This is a genomic window from Anaerocolumna sedimenticola (genome assembly GCF_009931695.1).
GTDB lineage: Bacteria > Bacillota > Clostridia > Lachnospirales > Lachnospiraceae > Anaerocolumna > Anaerocolumna sedimenticola.
Genome location: NZ_CP048000.1, coordinates 1,571,538 through 1,598,131, shown reverse-complemented (window position 1 = coordinate 1,598,131; position 26,594 = coordinate 1,571,538). Strand labels below are relative to the sequence as shown.

Annotated in this window: 24 protein-coding genes, 3 pseudogenes and 1 other annotated feature; of the genes and pseudogenes, 8 read left to right on the top strand and 19 right to left on the bottom strand. The window is 36.5% G+C overall.

Features of this window, described 5'->3' with window-relative positions:
- Positions 1-57: 57 nt before the first annotated feature.
- The gene (locus tag Ana3638_RS07125) at positions 58-1,221 is read left to right on the top strand and encodes an MFS transporter (RefSeq protein WP_161837408.1); all 1,164 of its coding nucleotides are present in this window, start codon (positions 58-60) and stop codon (positions 1,219-1,221) included.
- A gap of 279 nt (positions 1,222-1,500) precedes the next feature.
- On the opposite strand, the gene fba is transcribed toward Ana3638_RS07125, so the two are convergent.
- Positions 1,501-2,364 (bottom strand): class II fructose-1,6-bisphosphate aldolase, encoded by an 864-nt coding sequence (gene fba, locus Ana3638_RS07120; RefSeq protein ID WP_161837407.1) that lies wholly within the window; start codon positions 2,362-2,364, stop codon positions 1,501-1,503.
- Between the two features lie 419 nt (positions 2,365-2,783).
- Here fba and Ana3638_RS07115 point away from each other — a divergent pair, with 419 nt between their 5' ends.
- Entirely contained in the window at positions 2,784-3,998 is a 1,215-nt protein-coding gene (locus tag Ana3638_RS07115; RefSeq protein ID WP_161837406.1) for a Y-family DNA polymerase, read from the top strand.
- Positions 3,999-4,200: 202 nt separating this feature from the next.
- Here the strand turns inward: Ana3638_RS07115 and Ana3638_RS26730 are convergent, their stop codons facing one another.
- The 3 genes and pseudogenes from Ana3638_RS26730 to Ana3638_RS07105 all read right to left on the bottom strand — a co-directional run bounded on the left by Ana3638_RS26730 (position 4,201) and on the right by Ana3638_RS07105 (position 5,868).
- A complete protein-coding gene (locus Ana3638_RS26730; protein ID WP_334297134.1) occupies positions 4,201-4,578 on the bottom strand; it encodes a NifB/NifX family molybdenum-iron cluster-binding protein in 378 nt (125 codons plus the stop codon).
- 78 nt (positions 4,579-4,656) lie between these two features.
- Positions 4,657-5,496: pseudogene (locus tag Ana3638_RS07110) on the bottom strand (P-loop NTPase); the annotation flags it as partial.
- Positions 5,497-5,532: 36 nt separating this feature from the next.
- A complete protein-coding gene (locus tag Ana3638_RS07105) occupies positions 5,533-5,868 on the bottom strand; it encodes a DUF134 domain-containing protein (protein ID WP_161837404.1) in 336 nt (111 codons plus the stop codon).
- A 219-nt stretch (positions 5,869-6,087) separates the two neighbouring features.
- Here Ana3638_RS07105 and Ana3638_RS07100 point away from each other — a divergent pair, with 219 nt between their 5' ends.
- Positions 6,088-6,657, top strand: a complete 570-nt coding sequence (locus Ana3638_RS07100) for an N-acetylmuramoyl-L-alanine amidase family protein (protein ID WP_161837403.1) — start codon at positions 6,088-6,090, stop codon at positions 6,655-6,657.
- A gap of 140 nt (positions 6,658-6,797) precedes the next feature.
- On the opposite strand, the gene Ana3638_RS07095 is transcribed toward Ana3638_RS07100, so the two are convergent.
- Both Ana3638_RS07095 and Ana3638_RS07090 read right to left on the bottom strand, forming a co-directional pair.
- The gene (locus Ana3638_RS07095) at positions 6,798-7,919 is read right to left on the bottom strand and encodes a trypsin-like peptidase domain-containing protein (protein ID WP_161837402.1); all 1,122 of its coding nucleotides are present in this window, start codon (positions 7,917-7,919) and stop codon (positions 6,798-6,800) included.
- Between the two features lie 115 nt (positions 7,920-8,034).
- Entirely contained in the window at positions 8,035-8,379 is a 345-nt protein-coding gene (locus tag Ana3638_RS07090; RefSeq protein ID WP_161837401.1) for a phenylpyruvate tautomerase MIF-related protein, read from the bottom strand.
- A 202-nt stretch (positions 8,380-8,581) separates the two neighbouring features.
- Positions 8,582-8,835 (top strand) — a binding site (T-box leader).
- 185 nt (positions 8,836-9,020) lie between these two features.
- Here Ana3638_RS07090 and Ana3638_RS07085 point away from each other — a divergent pair.
- The 4 genes from Ana3638_RS07085 (at position 9,021) to Ana3638_RS07070 (ending at position 13,849) form a co-directional block, all read left to right on the top strand.
- Complete coding sequence (locus Ana3638_RS07085; RefSeq protein ID WP_161837400.1) at positions 9,021-10,400, top strand: TrpB-like pyridoxal phosphate-dependent enzyme; 1,380 nt, start codon at positions 9,021-9,023, stop codon at positions 10,398-10,400.
- A gap of 622 nt (positions 10,401-11,022) precedes the next feature.
- The gene (gene rpoD / locus Ana3638_RS07080) at positions 11,023-12,138 is read left to right on the top strand and encodes an RNA polymerase sigma factor RpoD (RefSeq protein WP_161837399.1); all 1,116 of its coding nucleotides are present in this window, start codon (positions 11,023-11,025) and stop codon (positions 12,136-12,138) included.
- A 219-nt stretch (positions 12,139-12,357) separates the two neighbouring features.
- A complete protein-coding gene (locus Ana3638_RS07075; protein ID WP_161837398.1) occupies positions 12,358-13,071 on the top strand; it encodes a lysophospholipid acyltransferase family protein in 714 nt (237 codons plus the stop codon).
- Positions 13,072-13,471: 400 nt separating this feature from the next.
- Positions 13,472-13,849, top strand: coding sequence for a helix-turn-helix domain-containing protein (locus Ana3638_RS07070; RefSeq protein WP_161837397.1), 378 nt, complete (start codon positions 13,472-13,474; stop codon positions 13,847-13,849).
- Positions 13,850-13,878: 29 nt separating this feature from the next.
- Here the strand turns inward: Ana3638_RS07070 and Ana3638_RS25690 are convergent, their stop codons facing one another.
- From Ana3638_RS25690 to Ana3638_RS07025, 9 genes and pseudogenes are all read right to left on the bottom strand, one after another.
- Positions 13,879-15,030, bottom strand: a complete 1,152-nt coding sequence (locus tag Ana3638_RS25690; protein WP_161837396.1) for a methyl-accepting chemotaxis protein — start codon at positions 15,028-15,030, stop codon at positions 13,879-13,881.
- A 670-nt stretch (positions 15,031-15,700) separates the two neighbouring features.
- Positions 15,701-16,249, bottom strand: coding sequence for a biotin transporter BioY (locus Ana3638_RS07060; RefSeq protein ID WP_246240855.1), 549 nt, complete (start codon positions 16,247-16,249; stop codon positions 15,701-15,703).
- A 239-nt stretch (positions 16,250-16,488) separates the two neighbouring features.
- On the bottom strand, positions 16,489-17,445 hold the full coding sequence (bioB, locus tag Ana3638_RS07055; protein ID WP_161837394.1) for a biotin synthase BioB: 957 nt from the start codon (positions 17,443-17,445) through the stop codon (positions 16,489-16,491).
- A 92-nt stretch (positions 17,446-17,537) separates the two neighbouring features.
- Positions 17,538-18,518, bottom strand: a complete 981-nt coding sequence (locus Ana3638_RS07050) for a biotin--[acetyl-CoA-carboxylase] ligase (RefSeq protein WP_161837393.1) — start codon at positions 18,516-18,518, stop codon at positions 17,538-17,540.
- A gap of 370 nt (positions 18,519-18,888) precedes the next feature.
- Positions 18,889-19,308, bottom strand: a pseudogene (locus Ana3638_RS07045) (manganese catalase family protein); the annotation flags it as partial.
- A complete protein-coding gene (locus Ana3638_RS07040; RefSeq protein WP_161837391.1) occupies positions 19,268-20,917 on the bottom strand; it encodes a recombinase family protein in 1,650 nt (549 codons plus the stop codon). The gene Ana3638_RS07040 and the pseudogene Ana3638_RS07045, both read right to left, overlap by 41 nt.
- On the bottom strand, positions 20,914-21,108 hold the full coding sequence (locus Ana3638_RS07035) for a hypothetical protein (protein ID WP_161837390.1): 195 nt from the start codon (positions 21,106-21,108) through the stop codon (positions 20,914-20,916). Before Ana3638_RS07035 ends, Ana3638_RS07040 begins: the two co-directional genes overlap by 4 nt.
- Positions 21,109-21,209: 101 nt before the next feature.
- Positions 21,210-22,121 (bottom strand): tocopherol cyclase family protein, encoded by a 912-nt coding sequence (locus tag Ana3638_RS07030; protein WP_161837389.1) that lies wholly within the window; start codon positions 22,119-22,121, stop codon positions 21,210-21,212.
- Positions 22,105-23,589 (bottom strand): FAD-dependent oxidoreductase, encoded by a 1,485-nt coding sequence (locus tag Ana3638_RS07025; protein WP_161837388.1) that lies wholly within the window; start codon positions 23,587-23,589, stop codon positions 22,105-22,107. Before Ana3638_RS07025 ends, Ana3638_RS07030 begins: the two co-directional genes overlap by 17 nt.
- A 411-nt stretch (positions 23,590-24,000) precedes the next feature.
- On the opposite strand from Ana3638_RS07025, the gene Ana3638_RS07020 reads away from it, so the two are divergent.
- Entirely contained in the window at positions 24,001-24,759 is a 759-nt protein-coding gene (locus tag Ana3638_RS07020; RefSeq protein ID WP_161837387.1) for a TSUP family transporter, read from the top strand.
- 82 nt (positions 24,760-24,841) lie between these two features.
- Here Ana3638_RS07020 and Ana3638_RS07015 read toward each other — a convergent pair whose 3' ends face one another.
- From Ana3638_RS07015 to Ana3638_RS07000, 4 genes and pseudogenes are all read right to left on the bottom strand, one after another.
- Entirely contained in the window at positions 24,842-25,705 is an 864-nt protein-coding gene (locus Ana3638_RS07015; protein WP_161837386.1) for a YitT family protein, read from the bottom strand.
- Between the two features lie 109 nt (positions 25,706-25,814).
- A pseudogene (locus Ana3638_RS07010) lies at positions 25,815-26,000 on the bottom strand (manganese catalase family protein); the annotation flags it as partial.
- 3 nt (positions 26,001-26,003) lie between these two features.
- The gene (locus Ana3638_RS07005; RefSeq protein WP_161837384.1) at positions 26,004-26,261 is read right to left on the bottom strand and encodes a spore coat protein CotJB; all 258 of its coding nucleotides are present in this window, start codon (positions 26,259-26,261) and stop codon (positions 26,004-26,006) included.
- Positions 26,251-26,556, bottom strand: coding sequence for a spore coat associated protein CotJA (locus Ana3638_RS07000; RefSeq protein WP_246240853.1), 306 nt, complete (start codon positions 26,554-26,556; stop codon positions 26,251-26,253). Before Ana3638_RS07000 ends, Ana3638_RS07005 begins: the two co-directional genes overlap by 11 nt.
- Positions 26,557-26,594: the final 38 nt, after the last annotated feature.

Below are 26,594 nucleotides of genomic sequence, written 5' to 3'. Positions count from 1 at the left end.
TTCTGCTCGGTTTAGTCGGGCCTTTTTATCATGCTTAAATTTGGAGGAATACAGTAAATGTATTGTAAAAAGAATATACGAATTATGTACACCATAGCTTTGCTTCAAGGGTTAATTTTTTATGCACCTATTGCTACCCTATACCGGCAAGCAGCAGGTATTGACATTTTACAAATTGCCGTAATTGAAAGTATCTCTTTTATATGCCAGATACTTCTTGAAGTTCCATGGGGTATTGCTGCCGATAAAATCGGTTATAAAAAAACAATGGTAATTAATTGTTCTTTCTATTTCATTTCGAAAATTATTTTTTGGCAGGCCAGTGGTTTTACAGGTTTTTTGCTGGAAAGAATATTACTTGGTTTTGTATGCGCCGGACTTTCCGGATGTGATGAGAGTATTTTATACCTATCCTGTGAAAAAGGAAAAAGTCAAAAAGTATTCACTATGTATTTTAATTTATCAACTTTGGGATTAGTAATTGCCGCTTTCGTATATTCGGTCTTTATAAGAGATCATTACCGGTTGGCAGGGTTTCTTACGGTAATCAGCTACGGATTAGCTGCTGTTTTATCGTTTGGTTTAAAAGAAATTTCTCATGAAAGGGCAGCTAAAGAATTAAATGCATCCATACCGCAATTCATTAAGGGAATCATCACGAATAAAAGGCACTTACTGCTGCTGACAGCTATAGCCTGTTTATCACAAACCCATCAGACCATAACTGTTTTCCTGAGCCAGTTACAGTATTTACGGAGCGGCATATCACCGCAGTACATGGGAATTATTTATATCGGAATTAATTTAGTAGGTTTTCTGGGATTATATTCCGTCAGATTAAGCAGACGGCTTGGAGAGCACAGAATTATTACATTAATTTACGGTGTAAGTGCCTTATCCTGCTGCATTTTAGTATTCAGTATAAATCCGTTATTATCTGTTCTCTGTATTATTTTACTTAGAATATCCTTCAATCTATTCAGTCCTATAAGCAGCGAACTGCAAAACCGTGAAATTACAACCTCTAACCGGGCTACTGCATTATCCTATAATTCTATGTATATAAATAGTATGATGACGGTAATCAACATCGTATTTGGCCGAATTGCCAAAGAAAATCTTTCTATCGCTCTGGCTTTTGGTATGTTTCTCTGCATCCTGGGTGGTCTCTTATTTCATTTGTGGTTATCAAAAAAAGTTGTAAAGAGTGTTAATTCTTAAATCTTAATTATAATTAATCGGCTTGAAGTTAGTCCTTTTATTAGGTAAAACTTACGAATGATATTGCGTTTCCTGCACAGCCAGGTGTTTTTTAAAGGTACCGAAACCGAAAGAAACACGTTTTGCGAGTTTCTTCCGCGCGCGTGCGCGTTCGAATTATTGCAAGCAAGCATGCTAATGCTCTCTTTGCTTTCGCGGAAATAAAAAAAATCGGGATGTTGTAAAATGTAATATTTAACAACATCCCAATTTATTATTTATTTCAACGTAAAACAAAAATTAAGCTTTGCCTACTGAACCGAATAATTCCATCTTTTCTTTTACTGTAGCCTTAATAGCGTCCGTACCAGGAGCTAAAAGTTTACGAGGGTCAAAACCTTTACCGGCTAAATCCTTGCCTTCTTCAATGTACTTACGTGTAGCCGCAGCAAAGGATAACTGGCATTCTGTATTAACGTTAATCTTGGCAACACCAAGGGAAATCGCTTTTTTAATCATATCTTCCGGTATACCGGTACCACCGTGAAGAACTAAAGGCATGGATCCTGTTAATTGCTGAATTGCATCTAAGGTTTCAAAGCTAAGTCCAGCCCAGTTTTCAGGATATTTTCCGTGAATATTACCGATACCTGCAGCAAGCATTGTTACACCAAGATCTGCAATTGCTTTACATTCCTTAGGATCTGCAACTTCACCGGCACCGATAACACCATCTTCTTCTCCGCCAATGGAACCAACTTCTGCTTCTATGGATATTCCTTTATCACCACATATTTTAACTAATTCTGTAGTTTTAGCTATATTTTCATCAATTGGATAATGGGAACCGTCAAACATAACAGATGAGAAACCAGCTTCGATACATTTTAATGCGCCTTCATAACTGCCGTGATCAAGATGTAAAGCAACGGGTACAGTTATTTTTAATTCTTCTAACATTCCGTTAACCATACCAACTATTGTCTTATAACCGCACATATATTTTCCGGCACCCTCAGATACACCAAGAATAACAGGTGAATTTAACTCTTGAGCTGTTAATAATACTGCCTTAGTCCATTCAAGATTATTGATATTAAATTGGCCTAATGCATAATGGCCTGCTTTTGCTTTATTAAGCATCTCTTTTGCTGATACTAACATAATATACCTCCATCTTCTTCTATTTTATTGTATAAGCTGTTACACAACTTTTTGTTATTATAACCTATTTTTATAGAAAAAGAAATATAAATTATCACGAAAAGCTTTTTTTGTTATAGTTTTATCAATGTAGAATCCGGAAACTTTCTTAAAACCCCTTTTGTTTTTGCTCTCTTACTGTATAGAATACGAATCACATCATTCATATGTATATTGTTTCTATATTGCCTATTTTTAAACCTTGCTGTAAACTATATTTATTAAACTGTAATTGGGGCTATCGTTAAATACGAAGCTGAATCTTGCCCAACGGGCAACTGAAGCTATGAAATTCGTATTAATTGTATGGTATATTCAGAAAACTAAAATAGTTTCGCAATTACCTATAATTAACAAAAAACTAAAAGGAGGGATTTTCCTTGCAGGAAAGAATTATTTTTCACGTTGATGTTAACTCTGCATTTTTAAGCTGGGAAGCGGTTTACCGAAAAGAAGTTCTAGGCGAAGTTCTGGATTTAAGGACCATTCCTTCTGCAGTAGGAGGCGATACTGCAAAACGGCATGGCATTATTCTTGCCAAATCCACTCCTGCCAAAAAGTATAATATCCAGACCGGAGAACCAATCCACCAAGCTTTGCTAAAATGTCCGGACCTTCTTTTGGTTCCGCCAAACCATACATTATATGAGAGATATTCCCGGAGTTTATTAAACCTATTACACCAGTATACTCCCGATATTGAACCTTTTTCCATTGATGAAGCATTCCTTGACATGACCGGGGCTTGCCTTAACTCTTCTCCGATTGAGACCGCTTACGGCATAAAAGACCGGGTCAAAAATGAACTTGGTTTTACCGTAAATATCGGTATCTCATCCAATAAACTTTTAGCCAAAATGGCATCCGATTTTCAAAAACCGGATATGGTCCATACTTTATTTACCAATGAAATACCTGTTAAAATGTGGCCGCTTCCTTTGGAAGAATTGTATTTCGTAGGCCGTTCCACCAGTAAGATATTACACGGTTTAGGTTTGATTACCATCGGAGATATTGCTCATACGGATATCCGCATATTAAAAGCACACTTAGGAAATAAACACGGTCAGGTAATATATGAATACGCCCATGGGATAAATAGCGATTCCGTTGAATCCACGGAATCCCCCAATAAAGGTTATGGGAACAGTACCACTTTATCCAAGGACGTTACTGATTATGAAACTGCAAATCTTGTATTATTATCTTTAAGTGAAACCGTATCTGCCAGACTTCGTGCAGGTGATGTTAAATGCAGTTGTGTCACGGTTGAACTTACCGACTGTGATTTTAATCATCAAACCCATCAGACTACCTTACTGTCACCAACCAACACTACCAACACCATTCATGAAACTGCATGCCGACTTTTAAAGGAATTCTGGGATGGTACTCCAATACGGCTATTAGGGATCCGGACTACGAAATTGAGTTCAGAAGATTATACTCAGATGAATTTATTTGATATGGCTAAAAATGAAAAATTAGAAAAGTTAGACAAGGCACTTGACAGTATCCGTAACAAGTTCGGAACAGATGCAATTAAACGTGCCAGATTTATAGATTCCAAACATGAGGCAAGACCAAACGAATAATAGCCAGACTTTTGCCAGGATATTTCTTTCAGGCTAAAAACCTCATCATACTGATTAGCATTAAATATGAATAATGAAATGAGTGTCAAAAGTCCATCTTTGTATTCTGAGCGAATACCAGCGTGCGTATACGGTATATTCGTAGAATATACCGTATACGCAAAATATACTTAAAATGGACTTTCGTCACCCGCATCAAAGATTATTCATGACATTTACATTCACTGCTGCAAGCTTCTTCATTATGATCATGATGGTCACAATTGGGTTCCGTACTTTCTGCCAAACTGCCATCCAGATAAGCGGCTGTAACCACATCTGCATCTCCTTTTGCTCCCGGCACAACCAATATTCCGGCATCCATAAGACCTTCCATGGCACCCATGCCGATTCCGCCGCAGATAAGTACATTTACCTTTTGGTCGGTTAGAAGGGTTACTAATTCGGAATGGCCGCTTCCATTACTGTTAAGAGTTGTTTTGCTGATTAATTCCTCTCCGCGTATTTCATATAGATTAAATTTATCTGATTTCCCAAAATGCTGAAATACATCATTATTTTCATCTACAGTTACTGCTATTTTTATGGTTGCAGCTTTTTCATCTGCTGCTGATATTTTTTCTGAAACGGAAGTATTTTCTCTTACTTTATGAACAATTTCTATGGTTTCTGCTGCAAGATCCAGCCATTCCCCTTTTAACTCTTCCACTTTTTCTCCATCAATAGCTGCTGCAATTGCAGGATCAATCGGAACCTTACCAAGTACAGGAAGATCATATTTATTTGCAATCTCATCTATGTGGCTGGTTCCGAATACACTGATTTTTTCACCGCAATTTCCACATTTGATATAACTGTAATTTTCAATTAAACCAAGGATTGGTATATCCATGGCATTAGCCATATTTACTGCTTTTGATACAATCATGGATACCAGTTCCTGAGGTGAGGTAACAATGATAAGACCATCGACAGGTAAGGACTGGAATACCGTTAAAGGTACATCTCCGGTTCCCGGCGGCATATCTACAAACATATAATCAACATCTTCCCAAAGCACTTCGGACCAGAATTGCTTTACAGTTCCGGCGATTACAGGTCCGCGCCAGATAACAGGGGTATCCTCTGTTTCCAGTAATAAGTTAACGGACATCACCTTAATACCATTTTTCGTTACTGCCGGCAGAATTCCCAATTCATTGCCGGCGGCTTTGCTGTGAATACCAAAAGCTTTCGGAATGGATGGCCCGGTAATATCTGCGTCTAATATACCGGTGTTATATCCCTTCCGGTTCATTAGTACGGAAAGGTAAGAAGTAATAAAGGATTTACCGACTCCGCCCTTGCCGCTTACAATTCCGATTACTTTCTTAACCTTGCTATATGGATTAAGTGGTACTAAGAAATCCTCCTTGGATGGTTGCCTGGATGAACAATTTGCACTGCAGCTCCCGCAATCGCTGGAACAGCTGCTTTGTGATTCAAAAGTTTCGCTCATATTATTTCTCCTATTCTTAAATTTTTTCTGAATCTCTTAAGGCTGCTTTTTACACCGCTTACAACCAAAGTCACAGTGACAATCTCTTTCTGTAATTTCGTAATTTCCGCCCTGAACCAATATTCCTTTCCCATCACACAGAGCTTCCACGGTTTTATGCCTGCCTGAATATAGAATTCGCTGAAAGGTTCCTCTGGATATACCCATTTTTTTAGCAGCATCTTCCTGCTCTAAATCCTCCAAATCGCAAAGACGAAGTGCCTCAAGTTCATCTACACTTAAAACAATATAACCTAACCTGTTATCTTCCGGTGTAAATACTTTATGGTCAAACTCAGCACATACCTTTCTGCATTTTGCACTTCTGGGCATAAAGTATCTCCTTTCTAAGCTTTCCTATGTATTAGTTAATTGAGTAACTACCGTATAGATCTTATATCTTCATTATTATTGTGCATATGCACACAATAAATTATACTACCTGTTTCATCTTTGTCAATAGAAACCTAATTTAAACGTCTTCTTATTTTCCAGTATCAATCTGGTCATTGATGAATATTATGTTATAAAATATTGAAGGAGAACGTTATTTTGGCTATTCGTATATTTATAGACCAGGGACATAACCCAAACGGCGTTTATGCCGGAGAAGAAGGTTTTGGATTACGCGAACAGGATATTACTTATGCGGTTGGAATTGAGCTTGCTAATATCTTAAACGCAGATTCCCGGTTTGAAGCCCGTACCTCCAGAACTTCGCCTGAACAGTCGCTAGGTTACAGCAACACATCCAGCCTTGCTGAAAGGGTTCGTCTGGCAAATTCCTGGCCAGCCGATTATTTTATCGGTATCCATTGTAATGCCAATGAAGATTCTGCTATTAACGGAACGGAATGTTACGTATATCAGAATTATACCCAATCCTACTATTTAGCTGAACGTATCTTACCGGCTATCGTAAGCCGATTAGATACAAAAAATAATGGTGTCCGGATTAATCCATCTCTGTATGTACTGCGAAGAACGAATATGCCTTCTACTTTGGTTGAACTTGCTTACATAACAAATTCTGAAAGCATCGAGAAACTAAGTACCAGGCAACACGATTTTGCATATGCAATTTATGATGGTATTTTGGACTACTTTGGTTTTAATATTTAATAAAATACTTGCATCTTATTTACATAGGACATAAAACTCCCCGGGGTTTTCATTTAATATCATTGAAAAAACCCCAGGGTTTCTTTTTACTTATTTATAAACAAGGAAAAAACTTCAGTTAAACCGGTAAATTCATTGTTTTACTGAGGCAGTATCCAATTATAATTTGTACCATCCTCATTGGGTACTAAAATATATGCGGCGTAGAAGTTTCCATTTAAACCACTAAAAAGATCTGAAATTTTCTTGAAATCCGTCAATTGGTTTTGTTGTACTGACGCATCAGAGGCGCTAAATGCGGTGTCTTCATCAGAACTGTCTCTGTAGCTTTGGGTTATATCATGAAATCCCGAAACACTGATCGGATTATCCGTATTTACCCCGCTTATCTCATCAATATTAATGGAAAAATTCAGGTTTTGACCATCTGCAAACTGCCAGGTATTAATACCCATTACTTCACCATATCTGTTAATAAGCGGTCCTCCGCTGTTTCCCGGTGACATTGGTGCAGTTACCTGTATGTAATCAACTCCCTCGATCTTTCTTGATGGGGAAGATACCATTCCGTCAGCAAACGACCCTGTTAATCCTAAGGGACTGCCAAGGATATATACGGATTCTCCTGCCGTAACTCCTTCCTGATTTTGAATCAAATAATCATTTTTAGAATTAATTTTTAATACCGCCAGGTCAATATCTTTATCATATCCCAGAATCTCCTGTACATCAAAAGTTGTTCCGCTATAGTTCGTTACCTGTATCTTTTCTGCTCCAGCTACCACATGAAGATTTGTTACCACTTTCCCATTATCTAAAAAGAAACCGGAACCTAAGTTATATTTATCTCCATCTACTTCTGCAACGATTTCCACCGTGGCTTTGGAACATTTCTCATAAATCTGTTCAGCAGTAAGTGTTTTTTTCTGAACCGCTATGGTACTGATATATTTTTTTGTTCCCACAGTGGCAGTAATCTTTACCGTTCCTTTTTTTAAACCGGTAACCACTCCGGACGTTGATACCTTGGCAATACTCTTATTGCTGCTGGACCATTTTATGGATTTTGTTGTACCGCTTAACTTAAGTTTTACAGTATCACCTATATAAACAGAGGTTTTTGTAATATTTAATTTCACAGCAGCTGCCGCTTCCGCTTCTATGACATTACTGTATAATGGTGTGGAAACCGGTATAGTAACAGATAAACATATTGCCATTACTATGGTAAAGCTCATTTTCTTAATTTTCATCATATTCATCACTCTTTCTCTTTACCCGATGATTATCGATCGGTATATACGGTCAATTTTGCCTTGGTATTACGGATGAATTAAAATTAGTGAATATATATTTCACGCTTTTTCTTTACTAGCATTAAAAATTACTTCCATTCCAGCCCCAATTACTAACTTCTTCATATTTCACATAAATATGGTCCGGGTTAATATCCAGTTCTTCCTTTAATATCTTGGTTATAGCTGCTGTTAGCTTATTATACGCTCCTGAATCTGCACTACCAAACAATTTTACTTCCACAAAAGCCATACTGTCGTCGGATTTACCTTTAAAATACATGGAACAATGATCTTCAAAGGAAACCATAAGCCAATTTTCACTTTTACCAGGAATTAATTCTATTGCTTTTCCAAACTTTTTCTTAATTTCTATTTCTTTTTCTTTTGTTATAACGGTATTGGTTTTTGTATTAATATATGGCATTTGTTACCTCCTTAATATAAACAGTTATATCCTGTTAAGAATAATTTATTGTTAGTTTACTTATTTGTCAAGCGATTTATATATTATTTCATACTTCTTTCACAATATGCCGAATTTTAACAAAAGCTTTAAGAAATTTTACAAACTTTATAATTGACAATGTATAAAATTCACAATATAATATAGTAAATGAATAAATATTAATAAACCGTTGATTAAGAAGAGTACGCACGGCATTTCATTTTCAGAGAGCCTTATATTGGTGTGATTAAGGTAATAGAAGCCGGACGGAATGGACTTAAGAGGTTGGGAAGAAAGGCTAACGGCCGAGTAATGCCTAACGGGAACTCCACCCGTTATCCTGGGAGCATATATGAAGCGTATATGGAATAAGAGGGTGATTTTTCACCAAACAGGGTGGTACCGCAGAAGCAGATATAGACTTTTGTCCCAGTAATTTACTGAGACAAAGGTCTTTTTTTATATCTTAAAACATCAGGTTCGAGGGTCAAAAGCCCTTTGATCATAGATATTTATAGTGTTTGAGGGAAAGGTGCTAAATTGAATATATATTTACGATAGTAAATATTATACCCGCATTCATTAAGAAACAAATCAATTATCGAAAGGAGAAATTTATTATGGCAAAAATTCCACACAGACTCTATCTAACAGAGGAGCAGATGCCTTCGAAATGGTATAATCTTCGCGCCGACATGAAAGAGCAGCCGGATCCCATGTTAAACCCCGGAACCTTTAAACCGACTGCGGAAGAAGATTTATATCCGGTCTTCTGTAAAAAGCTCGCCCACCAGGAAATGGATGCGGAAACAAAATATGTTGATATTCCGGAGGAGATACAGGACTTTTATAAAATGTACCGTCCATCTCCTTTAATCCGTGCCTACAATTTAGAAAAAGCACTTGGCACTCCGGCTAAAATATACTACAAATTTGAAGGTAACAACACCTCCGGGAGCCACAAATTAAACTCTGCAGTTGCCCAGGCATATTATGCAAAGGAACAGGGCTTAACAAGCCTGACAACGGAAACTGGTGCGGGACAATGGGGTACTGCATTGGCAGAAGCTTGTTCTTATTATAATATCCCTCTTACCGTATACATGGTTAAATGCTCTTATGAACAAAAACCATTCCGTAAATCCATAATACAGACCTTTGATGCAACCATAATTCCCAGTCCAAGTGAAACCACGAATGCAGGACGTAAGATTTTAGCTGAAAACCCAGGAACAGGCGGAAGCCTTGGCTGCGCAATCTCAGAGGCAGTGGAAAAGGCCGTTACAACAGAGGGCTGCCGTTATGTATTAGGTTCCGTATTAAACCAGGTGCTGCTGCATCAGTCAGTTATTGGCCTGGAAACCAAAACAGCTATGGAGATACTGGGCGAATACCCGGATATTATAATCGGCTGTGCCGGCGGCGGCTCTAATCTGGGTGGCTTAATAGCTCCTTTTATGCAGGATAAACTTCTTGGCAAAGCAGATCCAAGAATTATAGCAGTGGAACCTGCATCCTGTCCTTCCTTAACCCGAGGTAAATATGCATATGATTTCTGTGATACCGGTAAAGTAACTCCGATGGCGAGAATGTACACCTTAGGCTCCAGCTTTATCCCTTCCGCTAACCATGCCGGCGGTTTAAGATATCATGGAATGTCACCAATCTTGTCCAAACTATACCATGATGGATATATGGAAGCGGTAGCTGTTGAACAGACCAAAGTATTTGAAGCTGCCTGCCTGTTTGCGAAACAGGAAACCATCCTTCCGGCACCGGAATCCTCCCACGCTATACGTACAGCCATTGATGAAGCATTAAAATGCAAAGAAACAGGGGAATCCAAAACCATTCTCTTTGGTCTTACCGGAACCGGTTATTTTGATATGATGGCCTATAATGCATACTTAGAAGGTAAAATGACTGATTACATTCCAACCGATGAAGATTTAGAAATGGGTTTTTCACAGCTGCCGAAAATACCGGGAATCCAGGAATAAGAACATAGTACCTTATTTATACGATAAATTGAAGATAAATAATGGATATTTTATCATTTACAAACATATTTTATTTTATAGACAACTTTTTATACAGATTTAAACTTATGTATCTCTTTCTTTTCATTCAAGACAGAAACTGATATATAGCGAATCTATTAAATAGGCAGCTCTTTATTACATAGACAGCACTTTATTACATTTATTTTATTATTGTAAGCACAATAGTTATAAATTTATCACAAAATAAAAAGTTAATCATAACTTATAATAAAAGTCATAAAAGGTTATATATATGAAATACATAATTTCGCTTCATTGCTTCGCTCGTCAACGTTTCAGATTTCAATAATAAACTTTAATATTGTATAAGATACAAGGCTGGAAACAGCTTTTTATATCAGCCGAAATATGTCGAAAATAAAAAATCTTCTTTTCTTCTCGGACAGCCTGTGCTATAATGATATTTGGTGATAATATCGTCCCAGGAAACTTATTTACTAAATATTTTTGCATGAAATGTCCCGTGATTAATCATACTATAAAAAAGGGACTCTTAATTTTGTAAATAGTTTCTTTTTTTATTGTACATTACAAGCAACCAGACCCATGGAGGAATATGATGAGCGAAGTAGCACATAATTTTGAAGAAAAATTAAGAGAATTATTATCCTATGCCAATGATAATAAAGGTGTTGTTGAAATAGGTAAGGTAAATGACTTTTTTAAAGAGATGAACCTGGATGTCAGGCAAATTGATAAAATATATGAGTATCTTGAAGCACACAATATTGTAATTCTAAATCCTATTGAAGAAGACGAACCGGACGATGAAATTATAATGGAATTAGAAGACAGCGATGAAGCTGCCCTTTTAGATTTAGATGATTTCTCCATGGTGGGAACGATGTCCGATGACCCGGTTAAGTTATATTTAAAGGAAATCGGCAGTTATCCTCTGTTGTCCGTTGCAGAAGAGATTGAGCTTGCCAAGAAAATTGAAGAAGGAGATGCTCATGCAAAGCAGGTATTAGCAGAATCCAATCTAAGGTTAGTGGTAAGTATAGCAAAACGTTATGTTGGCCGCGGGTTATCTTTTCTGGATTTAATTCAGGAGGGTAATTTAGGCTTAATAAAAGCGGTAGATAAATTTGATTATAATAAAGGGTATAAATTCAGTACCTATGCTACCTGGTGGATCCGTCAGGCAATTACCAGATCCATAGCCGATCAGTCACGTACCATTCGTATTCCGGTACATATGTCTGAGGTAATTAATAAAACTTACCGTGTATCCAGAAGTCTTCTACAGGAATTGGGCCGTGAGCCTTCCGAACAGGAAATTGCTGACGCTATGAAACTTCCTATTGAAAAAGTCAGAGAGATTCTTAAAGTTTCTGCTGATCCTATTTCTTTGGATACACCAATTGGTGAGGAAGATGACAGCCATTTAGGAGATTTTATTAAAGACGATTCCATTATGGGACCGGAAGATGCTGCTTCCTATTCCGTATTGCAGGATCAGATATCTAAATTACTGGAAACATTAACAGAACGGGAGCAACGAGTGCTAATCCTGAGATTTGGGTTAAAAGACGGTAGGACCAGGACTTTGGAGGAAGTTGGCAAGGAATTTAACGTAACTCGTGAAAGAATCAGGCAGATTGAAGCAAAAGCTTTAAGAAAATTAAGGCATCCCAGCAGAGCAAGAATGCTAAAAGGTTACGATATCATGTAAATTATAATGATATAAGTTCTTTCTAATTATTAAAAATTTTATACTATTATAAGGGTTTTATAATGGTTTAAAATGGTTTATAATAGTATAAATGTCAATAATAAAGAAGAACTTATTAATTATAAAAGAGCCTCATTTAAGAGCTTCTTAAACTTAATAAGAGCTTTATAAGATAATGAAAGTATAATACAAAACGTAATTATACTCATGGAGGTTACTATGGAACGAATTATATTGATGGTCATTCGTTGTTTCTTTCAATTACCTTATTGGTTGTATAAAATATTCAGTTACTGTAATATTGATAAGTATGATGAACCCACCAGATATGCCATGCTGCACCGGCTGACCACCGTCGCGAACCGTAAAGGGCGCGTTAAGATAATGTGTTATGGCCTTTCCAATCTTCCTAAAGAAAATGGCTACATTATGTATTCCAATCATCAGGGTATGTTTGATGCCTTAATCCTGTTGGAAACCCATGAAAAGCCTTTTGCCACCGTATCAAAAAGAGAAGTTGAAAACATTTTTTTCCTGAAACAGATTTTTCATATATTGCAGTCAAAATTTATAGACCGGGAAGATGTACGGCAATCTATGAAGATTATGATGGAAGTTACAAAAGAAGTAAAAGAAGGCCGTAATTATTTAATATTTCCCGAGGGAACCCGGTCAAGAAACAAAAATCAAATACAGGAATTTAAAGGCGGCAGTTTTAAATGTGCCATGAACGCGAAATGTCCCATCGTTCCGGTAGCAATTATTGATTCTTATAAGGCATTTGATACCCACTCCGTATCGAAATTAACCGTACAGATCCATTATCTGGAACCTTTATATTACGAGGACTATCAGGGAATGAAATCCGGTGAAATAGCCGATATCGTTTCTTCCCGAATTAAAAACATAATCGAAGAATATGAAACAGCTTAAACCGGAATTATAAATAACATAATATTTTTAAAAAGGCTAAGATGAGTGATCTTAGCCTTTTCTATACAATAGAAAATCATCCTATTGCATGAAAGCCCTCCAGGCAGGATATTTATGAACACCGCAAAAGGATAGTTACCTTTTGAAACCTGTCACTAAAGTGACTGCACGTTCTAAGATAAAACAGAGTCTGGGTTACCAGACTCTGTTTTATCTCAGAACGCGGAGGGTTCTTACGAGAACGCTATTGTTTAATTCCTATGTATTTACTATAAATTTATAATAAACTATAGAAAAATTCACTAAAATTTGTTAAAATCTATATATCTTTTCACTTTGAGATTCTTTTCTCAAGTTAACCGTTTTCTCACTTGCTACTATAATACAGGGGGGTATTACTATGACTAATTTAGGCGGCAGATTAAAAGATTTACGACTAAAAAAAGGGTTAACCCAGGCAGAATTAGGTAATTTATCAGGTATTCATCATACAAATATTGGAAGGATCGAAAATAAAAATGCTATTCCTCAGGCAGATGTACTTTATTTTATTGCCAAAAACCTGGATACCAGTGTGGAATGGTTACTTACGGGAGAGTTCCCGGAATCCCCCTTCCATAATAAGCCTAACGAGAATACTGCTGCTGATTCTATACCCTGTGATGACTTACTGGCCGAATTCTTAAGCCTCTATCAACAATTAAACGACAATGAAAGAAACGAAGTGATTCGGTTCGCTAAATTTATAATTTATCAGAAAAATAAGGAATCATCTTAAACTGTTACACTCTGCTTTAAAATAACCGTTTAAACTTCCAATGCCATCTTACCAAGTTCCATTGACATTGTAGTTATCTCCTCTATACTTGAAGTAATTTCTTCTGTTGCAGCAGCTTGTTCCTGACTGGCATTTAAGGAATTTTTACTTTTTAAGCTGGCATCTTCCACTTTACTTTTAATGTCATCTGTCAATTTATTAATTTTGGGTACTGTACTTTTTGATTGATCAGACAATTTTTTGATTTCATCGGCAACTACGGCAAAACCACGACCGGCTTCTCCTGCCCTTGCAGCTTCAATTGAGGCGTTTAGACCCAGCATCTTGGTCTGCTCCGCTATTTGTTTAATAAAAGCAGATACTGACTTAATCTCCTCTGAAATCCCTGTTATTTCTGTAATTGTATCATTTAAAACCTGTTCATTGGTATGAATCTCCGTCGCTGACGCAGCTAATTGCTGCAAGGCTGAGGAAATACCTGACAGACTGTTTTCAAGATTGCCTGACATTTCACGTAATACCACTGCATTTTGCTTTGGCATAATGATTCCTAAAGTTGCAACGATATCATTTGCATTTTCTTCATCAAAAAGCGGAAAATTGGCAACAAATACGGGAACGCCAAATTTAGAAGCATCCAGTTCGACACTTTTTGGCTTTTTTTCTCTGATAACTTGATAAGCAACATCTGTTTCCTTTAGTTCATATCCTATTTCAAACATCGGGACCTGGAATTTTACAGAATCCTGTCTATAAGCAACTTTATTTAAATCGGTCATATAAAGAAATGCACCTTCGTTAAACATTTCAGCTAAAATCGGAGCAAAATCATAAAAAGAAGCACCAACCGGGTGTAAGAGAGGTACTACAATGGTTAAGGCACCAAAAGGTTCTCCATCCTCCTTAATTATAGGTAAGGAAGATATCTTTAATCTTTTACCATATACACTTCTGGATACATTCTGAATCATGACTTTTTTATCCCGGATTGCTTTCATGGTGGTAGTAGTCTCATCCAAACGAAAACCAACGTTCAAAATATCCAAATCAAAAGAGCTTGATTTTTTCCTCCATACAACGGTATCCCCTTCAATTACACAGAATAAAATTCCGCCATGAACCAAATCAGCAAGTGTTTCAATCATAACTTTGCATTCATCTATTCCTGATAAATGAATCATTACTTATCCTCCATCTCTTAGCTACCTATTAACTTATGTTAAATTATTGGAGCAGCCCATATAATAATGAAACTGTTAACAAGTAGACGTTCGTAATTAATTTTTATTTGACATAATTTATTAAATTATATCATTATTTGTTAGTTTTTGTATATGTATACCATTATATATGCATTCGCGCACATTGTCAATAGATTGTTGTGCTTATACGCACTTTTTTTTGAATAAAAACCCTTTTTCGGCAGCTGCTCCTAACAATTTTTTATATGCATAAGACAGCGGTTTTCCTTAATATTCACCTTTCTATTGACTGTATAATCCTAATCCGCTCGTATCAATGATTCCGATGTTGTTCTTGGCGGAGACGAATAATGAATAACGGTATTCTTCCCGAGAAAATCTCAGGAGATTTCGCTGCCTGCTGCTGGCAATTAAAAGCAGTTGATGAACCATAAGATAAAACCAGTATATTTTCTCCATCTATAAGAGTGCTGGATTTCTTACCTAGGATGAACACACTAATTTACTTTCAGCAATATTAAAGGGGATGCTGCAAAATCTTTCATATACCTAACTCGCACCTGAAATCTTGCGTAAGGTTTACTCTAAGAATTTGCAACAACCCCTTAATTAATTATTAATTCTGTGATCCTGCTTTTTTGTTCTGTTTTTATCCCACTATATTAGCTATATTTTTCCGGAGTATTGGTCCTAGAATTAGTGCTGCTATTATTTTAACAATATCTCCGGGTATAAATGGTATAACCCCCATCATAAGTCCTTCGTAAAAAGACAGGTCCATCTGTAATGCCAGCCATGCTGTTCCAAGTAAATAAGTAACAGCTAATCCTAAAACCATACCAAGGGTGTACATATAGATTTTACCTTTGAAATAATCTATAAATAATCCGCTTATAATTGCTAAGAATAAAAATCCAATCAGATACCCTCCTGTAGGTCCTAACAGCTTTCCGGGTCCGCCGCTAAAACCGGAAAATACAGGAACACCGACAAATCCGATAAAAAGATAGATAAGATAACTGATTGTCCCTCTCTTCCACCCTAATAAGAATACAGTAAAATAGATTGCTAAATTGGTAAAGGATATTGGAACCAAACTAATTGGTAAAGGCACGGAAAGAGGACCCAATATACAGGTAATTGCCGTCATCAGCCCAATTAAAGTTAATTCTTTGGTATTCATTCTTTTGTTATTCATATTTTTACACCATTGCATATCGCAGGCCGGCCTGCGATACTGCCACAAATAAAAGAGTGAAAGAATCCCTGTGTGGCATCCTTCTTTTTTATTTTTCTTCCACTCTTAAAATTATGTATCCGCCTTATCCATGCAGGATACTGCCTATATCTAAAAAATCAGCAAGTTAAAACTTGTGTGACATTCGTTTTTTTCTTTCAACCGCATTTACACTAACGCCCATGCTTTATGCATAAACTCTACTTTGATAAGTCAAATCCCAGTTTTTCAAGCATTGTAATGTCTTCTTTTATATTATTCCCGGAAGTGGTGAGCATATTTCCGGTTATGGTTGCATTAGTTCCGGAAAGGAATGCTTTTTCTCCGGAATGATCCATAATATCCCGTCCGGCTGCCAGTCTTATATCTGCTTTAGGGTTAATATAACGGAAAATTGCGATCGTTCTTAGCAAATCCTCCTGGGATATAATGGGAACATCCTCCAAAGGTGTTCCTTTTATGGGCGTTAAGGCATTAATTGGTATGGAATCCACTTCTAATTCAGCTAAACTGACTGCCATATCAATCCGGTCCTCCCAGGTCTCGCCCATCCCGATAATACCGCCGGAACAGACTTCCAGTCCTGCCTTTTTTGCTGAATGAATGCAGCGTATTTTATCTTCATACGTATGGGTTGTACAGATATTTGGAAAATTTCTTTTTGAGGTTTCAATATTCTCATGATACCGCATAACACCGGCTTCTTTTAGGGCTATATAATCTTCTTCCGTTAACAGCCCATGAGAAGCACATAAATCTATCCTGCATTCCTCTTTCATTTTCCGGTATGCTAATAGTGCCTTAGTAAAATCTTCTCCTTTAAGTGCGCGTCCCGCAGTCACAATAGAATACCGATGTACACCTTCCGCCTCATGCTTTTTGCAGTCCTCTACGATGACATCTCCGTCTAAAAAACCATATTCTGCAATCCCGGTGTTGTGGTGTCCGGACTGGGCACAGAACTTGCAATTCTCACTGCACTTACCGCTTCTTCCGTTTATGATTGCGCATAAATTTATTTTATTACCCCGAAAAAATTCCCGGATTCTATTGGCTCCATCACATAATTCCTCTAAATCAGCCGTTAAAAAGCAGTTTAAATCGTCCTCCCTTTTTAAACGGCAGCCATTTATGATTTTTTCTGCCAGTGCTTTCATATTTTTCTCCTTTTTCTTGTAAACTATTGTTTTGGCGGTGTCAATCAGCCAATGTATTGTTTTCAATAAATACGAATGTATACACCAATATATTACTTAGGCCTGATGCTTACTTCACCGGAGGATAATGTTTTTATTTCTCCATCCGGCAATTGAACCACTAACCGGGCATTCTCATCGATATCCAATGCTTTTGCATTCTGTAATTGATCTCCCGATATAATGTTCACCTCTTTCCCAATTAAAAAGGAACGTCTGCGGTATTCGTCTATAAACGCTTTCTTTGAAAATTCCGAATAATATCCCCAAAAGTAATTGAGAATTTCCGCTGCCAATTTACTTCGAAGATTGGATGAATACCTATTGGGTTCAAAAATTCCTCCGGCAATTTCTTTTATTTCATCCGGAAAATCTCCCTGAGGTCTGGCTACATTAATCCCCATTCCCACAATACAATATTCCAGTCCGCCTCCCTCAAAATCTACTCCGGCCTCCGTAAGAATACCACAAACCTTTTTACCGTCGCAGAAAATATCATTCACCCACTTAATTTTAGCTTCGCAGCCTGTGACTTTCTCTATGGCTTTCGCTACCGAAACCGCAGCGGAGGTGGTAATATACAGGGAATCTTCTACCTTTACTTTCGGCCGTAAAAGTATACTCATATATAAACCGGTCCTGGCAGGAGAATAAAAATTCCGGCCTAAACGCCCTCTCCCTCCGGTCTGTTCTTCCGCTATCAGCACTTTTCCCTCTGCTTCACCCTCGCTTGCCAGCTCTTTTAAAATTGTGTTGGTAGAAGTAACTGATTTGCGCACCTCCAGATTAACAGGTCTTATATGGTCAGACAGATAAGGTATAATGCTTTCAACAGACAGAATATCATTATCTTCCGATAAACAATAACCTTTATTGGGAACTGCTGTAATATCATATCCCTCCAGCTGAAGGCTTTTTATGGCTTTCCAAACTGCATTTCTGCTGATGAAAAGTTCTTGTGCCAGTTTAGCACCGGATACACTTTTTCCTTTATTTTTCTCCAATACGGATAGCACATGCTGTTTTGCACTCATGAAAAGCACCTCCTTAGTATATAAAATAACATAAGGAATCCGTAATGTCAACCTTATAATTAATCATGGTTGACATTACGGATTCCTTTACAATAATTTACTTTTCAAGATTCGAAATTGCATTATTTGGTATATAAATAAAGTTTCGCAATTGCCTAAATCACTTTTAATAATTCCTTTTATATAATTTCCCTAATAATAAAAATAATGTAAGGATTATGCATACTCTTTAACCCTTACATTATTTCACTAATATTAATATTTTTTTTGAAAATGGAGCGATATAAAATCACTCCATTTTTAATTTGAGAAAAAGAAACCCTATTTATGATAGATTATATACAGTATAATGAATCAGGTTTTTAAGAAGTTATTTATCAAATGATGGGTTAAATGCATAGAAGTTTCTGGAGTCCAAATGATCCTGTACGATTCTTAATGATTCGCCGAATCTCTGATAATGGGCGATTTCTCTTGCTCTTAAGAAACGAATCGGGTCAATAATATCCGGATCTTTAACCAAACGAAGAATGTTGTCATAAGTCGTTCTGGCTTTTTGTTCTGCTGCCATATCCTCATGTAAATCCGTTATTGGATCACCTTTTGATTGGAAGAAAGTTGAGCTAAACGGCATACCGCTTGCGGCCTGCGGCCATAAACCTACCGTATGGTCTACAAAATAAGTTTCAAAACCGGCTGCTTTAATTTCTTCAATCGTTAAATTTCTTGTTAATTGATGAACTATGGTACTAACGATTTCCATATGTGCCAGTTCTTCTGTACCTGCCTCGGCTTTGAAATGACGAATTACTTTTATTTATCTGATAAGTAAAGCTATTATGTATTCCTTTTAAATATACTTCAGCATATGTGACATCTGAATTTTCTGTATCCTCTATGCGGTAAATATTAATTTTATCCAGGATATTATGATAAAAGATATCATTCCATTCTAAACCGTTTATAACCGGAAATAGAATTTGCCTGATATCATCTAAAACTTTCTTTTTTTTAACCTCTGACGTAATCTGATTTGTATCCTTATCTTTCTGAATACGTTTCTCTAACTCCCTTCTTAACTGACTAATGGTTGTTTCATATTTTTGTTTTAGTACATTATAATCTGTTTCTGTTATTTCATTTGAAAGATATAAATCAATCAAATATTGCTTTTTTAATATATTTTTCTGAAGTTTTTCCTGTATCTGTTTCGGCTCCGTACTTTTGTAATCCTCATTAACAGTCTTTTTAAAAATCCTATATACATTACTAAGCAGCTCTTCTTTATCAATGTTTAATTTTTGAATTAAATCCTTCAGAATAAACTTTAAATCTTCCTCTGTTATGGTACTGTTATTACATCCCTTTATATTTCCGTTAGAATCAGTATGTTGTTTTCCTCTCTGTACGGCTTCATAACACCGCCAATATCGGTATACTCCTTGGTCTTTAAGTTTTTTCGACCGTGAAACATAAGAATGGCCGCAGATTCCGCAATTTATCAGTCCTGAAAAACAGTATCTGTTAGTATATTTCTTTTTCTCTCCCGGCAGAAGAAGCCTTTGTTTTAATTCTGCTTGCGCCTGACAAAACAGCTCTCTTTCAATTATAGGTTCATGATGATTATAAATTGTTATTAAATCCTCTTCTCCGTGATTATATTTTTTTTCATGATCTAAATAATCAGGCGTGTATGTTTTCTTTTGAATCAAATCTCCGCAGTATTTTTCATTTTTTAAGATTTTAAGGATTACTGCCCCATACCATTTATTTTTACCGCTTGCCGTTGGAATACCAGCCTCCGAGAGTTCCCGGGCAATTACATGGGTACCTTTTTTCTCTTTTACAAATTTATTAAAAATTAATCGTACCGTTTCTGCTTCTCCCTCATTGATATATAACTTACCATTTCTTAAATCATACCCAAGCATATTAGTCCCGAATACCACACCCCGCTCCATACTGCGCTTTTGTCCCCATTTTACACGGTCAGAAGTTTTGCGGCTTTCCTCCTGTGCTATGGAAGCTAAAATGGTAAGTCGCAGCTCCGCATCCTTATCCAGTGTATTAATATTATCGTTTAGGAAAATAATACCGATTCCCAAATTCTTTAACATCCGGGTATAATATATACTGTCCAAGGTATTCCGGGCAAAACGGCTGATTTCTTTCGTCAGAACCAACTCAAATTCATGGCTTTGCGCATCCCTTAACATATGTAAAAAAGCAAATCTTTTCTTAATACTGGTTCCGGTTATACCTTCATCCACATAGATTTTTGAAAGCTCCCACCCGGGATTCCGGTTAATATAATCATTGAAAAATATCTTTTGATTTTCCAGGGAATTTAATTGATCATCCGTCTCCGTAGAGACCCTGCAATAGGCAGCAACTTTCATGGAATCACCACCTTTTTGTGATTTTCTCGCTGTTCTATAAGATATTCATCTGATTGATACCGGTCAATCATTTCTTTATCCATTAGTACCAGGAGCAGCGCTTCTTGTAAATGAAAGAGGAATTCAGCATTTTTACATTCAAATATATCCATATTATCCTGTTTAAAAATCAGCTTTGTATTACCATTCAATAATAAACCTCCAAACAATAAAATCAGGGTTGATACAATTTATTATTTGGAGGTTGTACGTTATTCGTTACATTTTCAGCCTTGTGGCTGAACTGTAACCGTTATTCAACATATTCATAACTTACTTTACTGCTGCTAAGAGGAATTATTAAGTTGCCTTTTTCATAAAGCAGAAATTCACCGGCGGTTAAATGTTGCTCTTTGATGGTTCTTGACATCTCTCCAAATACCGGAGCAAACAGTTTGTGAGAAAACTCAGGAGAATAATTCATTCCCTTTTTACTATTAAAAAGTTTTACTTTAAATAAGTATTTCCCCTGCTTTAAGCATATTTCATTACGGGTACTTTTTAAAACTTTTACTCCGAGATAGGTGGCAAACCGGTATTCTTTTCCTTTATAATGTATGGCACAGATACAACCCTGAAAATGAATTCCATGGTAGGGAATTTCAGCTATGGAAATAAAGACCGAACATTTTTCTGCCGGAAAATGATTGCACTGTATCCAGGTGTAAGTCTTGGGAAAGGAATTCCCCATATCTTTTTCCAGGTAACCGGAACCCGAACAAAATGAATATTCTCTTCCGTTACACTTTAAGCTTCCTTTTATCTTATGATACATACTGATAATTTCATGCTTGCATTCCATTCCGGGAAAATAATGATAATAACCCATGATAGTATACCGGAGAGGTTCCATTTTACCGAAATACAGGATACCGTTTATTGAAATACCCTCCGTATCGATGTCAATTTTAATTCCTTTTCTGCAAAAGCTGTTATTCCCTATCCGTATAAATTGATTTTTACGGTTAAGGTAAAAATCCTCCAACTGATAGGAAACCATATAAGAATTGTCATTCATAATAATCTGTATGAATACCTGGGATATTCCATTTTTATCCGTACTGTAACTTGGGATAAATGAAATTATCTGATCTCCCTTTTGACATTTAAAATACCAGCCTTCAAAAAAGGATTTTTTGTGAATATTTTTAATTATGCTGCTCACGCTCCAGACTCTTAAGGGCAGGATTATTAATTAAAGCACCGGTATAATCAAAACGGGAACCATGGCAGGGGCATTCCCAGCATAATTCATCCGGATTCCATTCCAGTTGGCAGCCTAAATGGGTGCATTTGGCCAATACCGTAAATACTTGCCCCTCTATGTCCTTATAAACCCCAATCTTATGCCCCTCTTCTTCTATTAATGCCCCATGACCATTGGGGACTTCATCCAGTTTTGTCTCCGGTATTTTGAATTTCTTTAAGATTAGATTTTCCACGGTATGTTTTGTTTCATCCATAAGTCCTGACATGGAAGCAGTAACTTCAAATCTTTGGGGATCAAATACCTCTTCAAAGGGATTCTTATTACCGCTTATTTTATCACTTAATATCTTGGCAGATACCATGGAACTGGTCATACCCCACTTTTTAAAGCCAGTTGCCACATAGAGATTTGGAGTGGTCGCGGCATATTTCCCGATATAAGGTATCTTATCCACCGAATGGCAATCCTGGGCGGACCAATGACATACTTCCTTACTTTCAGGATAATATTCACTTGCTGCCTTCCTTAAGTTTTCATATTTTCCTCCGGAGGAATTTTCACCGGTTCGATGACTTCCACCTCCTAATATAATCATGTCTTTATAGTTTCTGAAGGAATATCCGGATTGACTTTCGTCTTTATACATACCATCAAGCATGGGTACATTACTGATTGCAAGGGCATAGGATCTTTCCTGGTGCATTCTCACAAAATAATATCCAGGGCTGTTGATAAACGGATAGTGGGTTGCAACAACAATTTCCTTTGCTTTCACTTTCCCCCCATCTGTTAAAACAACCATATCTTCAATTCCTTTTACCATGGTATGCTCATAAATTTTTAGGGGTTTGGTAACTTCCTGCAGAAATTCCAGGGGATTAAACATTGCCTGGTTTATAAATTTGACTGCTCCTTTGATAGAAAAAGGAAGAGTTGTATCTGCAGTAAATTCTGCTTTGATGCCGCATTCCTCTGCTGCTTTAACTTCTTTTTCAATTTTTGAAACATCATCTTTCGTATATACATAGGATGGAATTCTTTCAAAATGACAGGAAATGTTATACTCATTGATTAAATCTGCATACATCTGTATCGCTGCTTCATTGGCCATACCGTATAAATGTGCTTTTTCCCTGCCAAATTTCTGAAGCAGGTTGTCATAAATTAAAGTATGCTGTGAAGTGATTTTTGCCGTTGTATTTTGTGTCTGGCCGCTTGCAATTTCGTTTCCTTCCAGAACCACTGCATCAATACCTTTCTTTTTTAGTAAAAAAGCCGTCAATAATCCGGCCATACCTGCCCCAATAATAACAACATCTGCATTTATATCATTTTTTAATTGTTCTCTCTTTTCAAACTGACACTCTTTTTTCCATATCGATTCCGTATTATGATTCGTTAACGTACAATTATCTGAACTCATAAATTATTTTCCTTTCTATCCATTTATAATGATAGAATTACCAGAATCAAATATTATACTCAAATAACTTTAGATTTAATACCAAAAGATTCAGCTGTTTATTAGTTTAAATCTAAATTGAATCATAGACATCCTATTATAAAAAATCACATTAAGTGGACTTTTGATCCTTGAATATAAATACACTCATGTAATTCAGGTTACCTAATAACTCAATATTAAATGAAGTATAATTTATAATATTATTGACTTAAGGAAGCAGAGTAGATATACTGATTCAGGGTTCTTTAACTTTATTAATATAGAATGGATATGCTGATTTGGGGTGAATTAACCTTTGAATGAGAATCGATAGAAGTTACCATTTACATACGTTAATACTTATAAAACATAAATAGACTGGAGATTATTATGGAAATTACCTTACATACTTTTTTGATTGTCTGCCCTTTGGTATTTCTTGCCGGACTCATTGATTCGATTGCCGGCGGCGGCGGACTAATTTCTCTCCCTGCTTATTTTATTGCCGGTCTTCCCCCTCACTATGCAATAGCTACCAATAAGCTGTCATCAAGCGTGGGTACTGCTATTGCCACATTCCGCTACTGTAAAAATAAACTGGTTGATTGGGGGATTGGAATACCATCCATATTACTGGCTTTGTCAGGTTCCACTCTCGGAGCTAATCTGGCACTTTTAGTTAATGAAAAGTTCTTAAAATATATCCTTTTAATGATTCTACCGGTAGTGGGCTTTTATGTTATTAAAAACAATTCCTTTGCAGATAAAGCTAAAGAGAACCCCCTTCCAAGAAAGAAAGTATGTCTCATTGCTTTTGGTGCAGCTTTTGTAATAGGAGCTTATGATGGATTTTACGGTCCGGGAACCGGAACTTTTTTGATTCTTATCTATACCGGTCTGGCCCGGATGGATATTAGAATCGCATCCGGTAATACCAAACTGGTAAACTTATCTTCTAATATAGCAGCCTTGATAACCTTTATCCTTAATGGAAAAATAATTTTCTTACTAGGTTTAACTGCAGCTCTTTTTAGTATTGCCGGTAATTATATCGGTTCGGGACTTGTCTTAAAAAATGGTTATAAAATCATACGTCCTATTATTTTAACTGTAATATGTCTTTTATTTATCAAAATCATATCCGGATGAGGAGAGAAAATCTGTCGCAGAATATCTATGCATTGTAAGTATGGGAATTAGCAAAAAAACAGTTATAACGCTGGCGTGTCCTTTAAGCTCGGAAACCTCGTCCCACAATTTCGCTTGTATTTGTTATAAGTATAAACGCATCCGGTTCCGTCTGCTTGATAAATCTTCTTAATTGTACTGCCTGGCTGCGGTTCATAACCGTTAAGATAAGTTTTTTTTCTTTTTCTGAGAAAGCACCTTTCGCGTCACAAATCGTAGCACTACGGTGTAGGTGATTTAAAATATAATCACAGATTGGTTTAGGCTCTTTACATATAATTGTAAAATACTTATTTAAGTTCATACTTTCAATTACGGTATCCACTAATGTTGATTTTAAGAATAACCCTAATAAAGATAACAATCCTGTTTTAACGTCGAAAACAACAAATGCAAAAAGTGTTAAAACGAAATCGGAATATAATAATGATTTTCCTATATCAGCATTTGTATATTTTTTCAGCAACATTGCTGTTACATCGGTTCCTCCGGTTGAGGCGCCTATATTAAATAACATGGCTGCTCCCACAGCCGGCAGGATAACAGCAAATGCAAGTTCCAGCATAGGTTCGTTGGTTATCGGACCATTCATTGGCACCAATAATTCCAGAAGTTTTAGAGATAAGGACATTAATATGCTTCCGTAGGCCGTACGGTTCCCAAAACTTTTCCCTAATACAGCATATCCCACTATTAGTAATATAAAATTAATAATTAAAACAAGGGTTCCCGAGCTGATTGCAGGTCCTAATATATTACTTAACAGGATGGCTAACCCGGTTACACCGCCAATTGAAAAATGATTAGGGAATTTAAAAAAGTAGACACCTATAACTACTAACTCAACCCCAAGGGTTATATATATATATTCTTTTATTTTTGCCCATAATGTATTATGTTTATCCACTTAAGTCCTCCTTAGTTCTTCGGCAGGTATTCTATTATTTTCTATTCCATAGTATGATTGCAAGCTATGAAAAAGTCAAGCATATTTAGTGTCATTTTGAACCCGATATACCTATATCGGTTAATACCGCAGTAACTTCTTTATAAGGCATGGTATATCTTTGAGATAAATAACGCATGGAAGCTGCTAATTCGCCGTCTGGCCCGCCAAACTGGGTAATTATAAATTTTGCTGCTTTCGCATTAGGGTTTTTGATGTTTACAGGATGTTGCAATCTTTTTTCATAATTCCACATAAATTAGCACGCTCCTTCCCATGGCCATGGTTCGTCTATCCAAGTCCAATAATTAGCATCTGCTACATCATAAGCCGAGATAGGTCCATAACAATCTCTGTATTCTTTCATAGCTTCTTTACGAATCTGCCTGTAATTCTGATAATAATCCAAAGCTTCCCTGTCATAAGGATGAGTGTCTAAAAATAACTTGACGTCATCTAATGCAAAACTGGATTCGGTGATAATACACATTAACTGCTCACGGCTTCTATTTGTCATGCCTATCACCTCTCATTCCACACATATTTCTATCGCCATACCATGGTAAGTTTAGTTCCTGGAATATTGTCCCTACTGCTAAACCTTCGCGTGCATCCATAACCTTTCTCCATTTTTGGAAAGGTACATATGCCATTGCCAGCGGAAATTTTTCAAGACATTTATCGTAATCATCTTTGCCACAACGATCACCGGCTTCCATAACCGGGGTAACGCCGCAGTCACATTGAGGATTTTGATAGGAACCCATGTTTCTGTTATAACGGGTATTCATTGGACGTCTGTAGTTATCCATTTAATAAATCTCCTTTTTTGATTATACAATATTTTATG

Coding starts and splice junctions, on each gene's coding strand:
- Ana3638_RS07005 (WP_161837384.1), bottom strand. CDS start 26,261: ATGACAAATAGAAGCCGTGAGCAGTTAATGTGTATTATCACCGAATCC.
- Ana3638_RS07020 (WP_161837387.1), top strand. CDS start 24,001: ATGGAAATTACCTTACATACTTTTTTGATTGTCTGCCCTTTGGTATTT.
- Ana3638_RS07050 (WP_161837393.1), bottom strand. CDS start 18,518: ATGAGTGCAAAACAGCATGTGCTATCCGTATTGGAGAAAAATAAAGGA.
- Ana3638_RS07085 (WP_161837400.1), top strand. CDS start 9,021: ATGGCAAAAATTCCACACAGACTCTATCTAACAGAGGAGCAGATGCCT.
- Ana3638_RS07090 (WP_161837401.1), bottom strand. CDS start 8,379: ATGCCATATATTAATACAAAAACCAATACCGTTATAACAAAAGAAAAA.
- rpoD (WP_161837399.1), top strand. CDS start 11,023: ATGAGCGAAGTAGCACATAATTTTGAAGAAAAATTAAGAGAATTATTA.
- Ana3638_RS07105 (WP_161837404.1), bottom strand. CDS start 5,868: ATGCCCAGAAGTGCAAAATGCAGAAAGGTATGTGCTGAGTTTGACCAT.
- Ana3638_RS07000 (WP_246240853.1), bottom strand. CDS start 26,556: ATGGATAACTACAGACGTCCAATGAATACCCGTTATAACAGAAACATG.
- Ana3638_RS07095 (WP_161837402.1), bottom strand. CDS start 7,919: ATGAATATGATGAAAATTAAGAAAATGAGCTTTACCATAGTAATGGCA.
- Ana3638_RS07025 (WP_161837388.1), bottom strand. CDS start 23,589: ATGAGTTCAGATAATTGTACGTTAACGAATCATAATACGGAATCGATA.
- Ana3638_RS07060 (WP_246240855.1), bottom strand. CDS start 16,249: ATGAATAACAAAAGAATGAATACCAAAGAATTAACTTTAATTGGGCTG.
- Ana3638_RS07125 (WP_161837408.1), top strand. CDS start 58: ATGTATTGTAAAAAGAATATACGAATTATGTACACCATAGCTTTGCTT.
- Ana3638_RS07070 (WP_161837397.1), top strand. CDS start 13,472: ATGACTAATTTAGGCGGCAGATTAAAAGATTTACGACTAAAAAAAGGG.
- Ana3638_RS07040 (WP_161837391.1), bottom strand. CDS start 20,917: ATGAAAGTTGCTGCCTATTGCAGGGTCTCTACGGAGACGGATGATCAA.
- Ana3638_RS07075 (WP_161837398.1), top strand. CDS start 12,358: ATGGAACGAATTATATTGATGGTCATTCGTTGTTTCTTTCAATTACCT.
- fba (WP_161837407.1), bottom strand. CDS start 2,364: ATGTTAGTATCAGCAAAAGAGATGCTTAATAAAGCAAAAGCAGGCCAT.
- Ana3638_RS25690 (WP_161837396.1), bottom strand. CDS start 15,030: ATGATTCATTTATCAGGAATAGATGAATGCAAAGTTATGATTGAAACA.
- bioB (WP_161837394.1), bottom strand. CDS start 17,445: ATGAAAGCACTGGCAGAAAAAATCATAAATGGCTGCCGTTTAAAAAGG.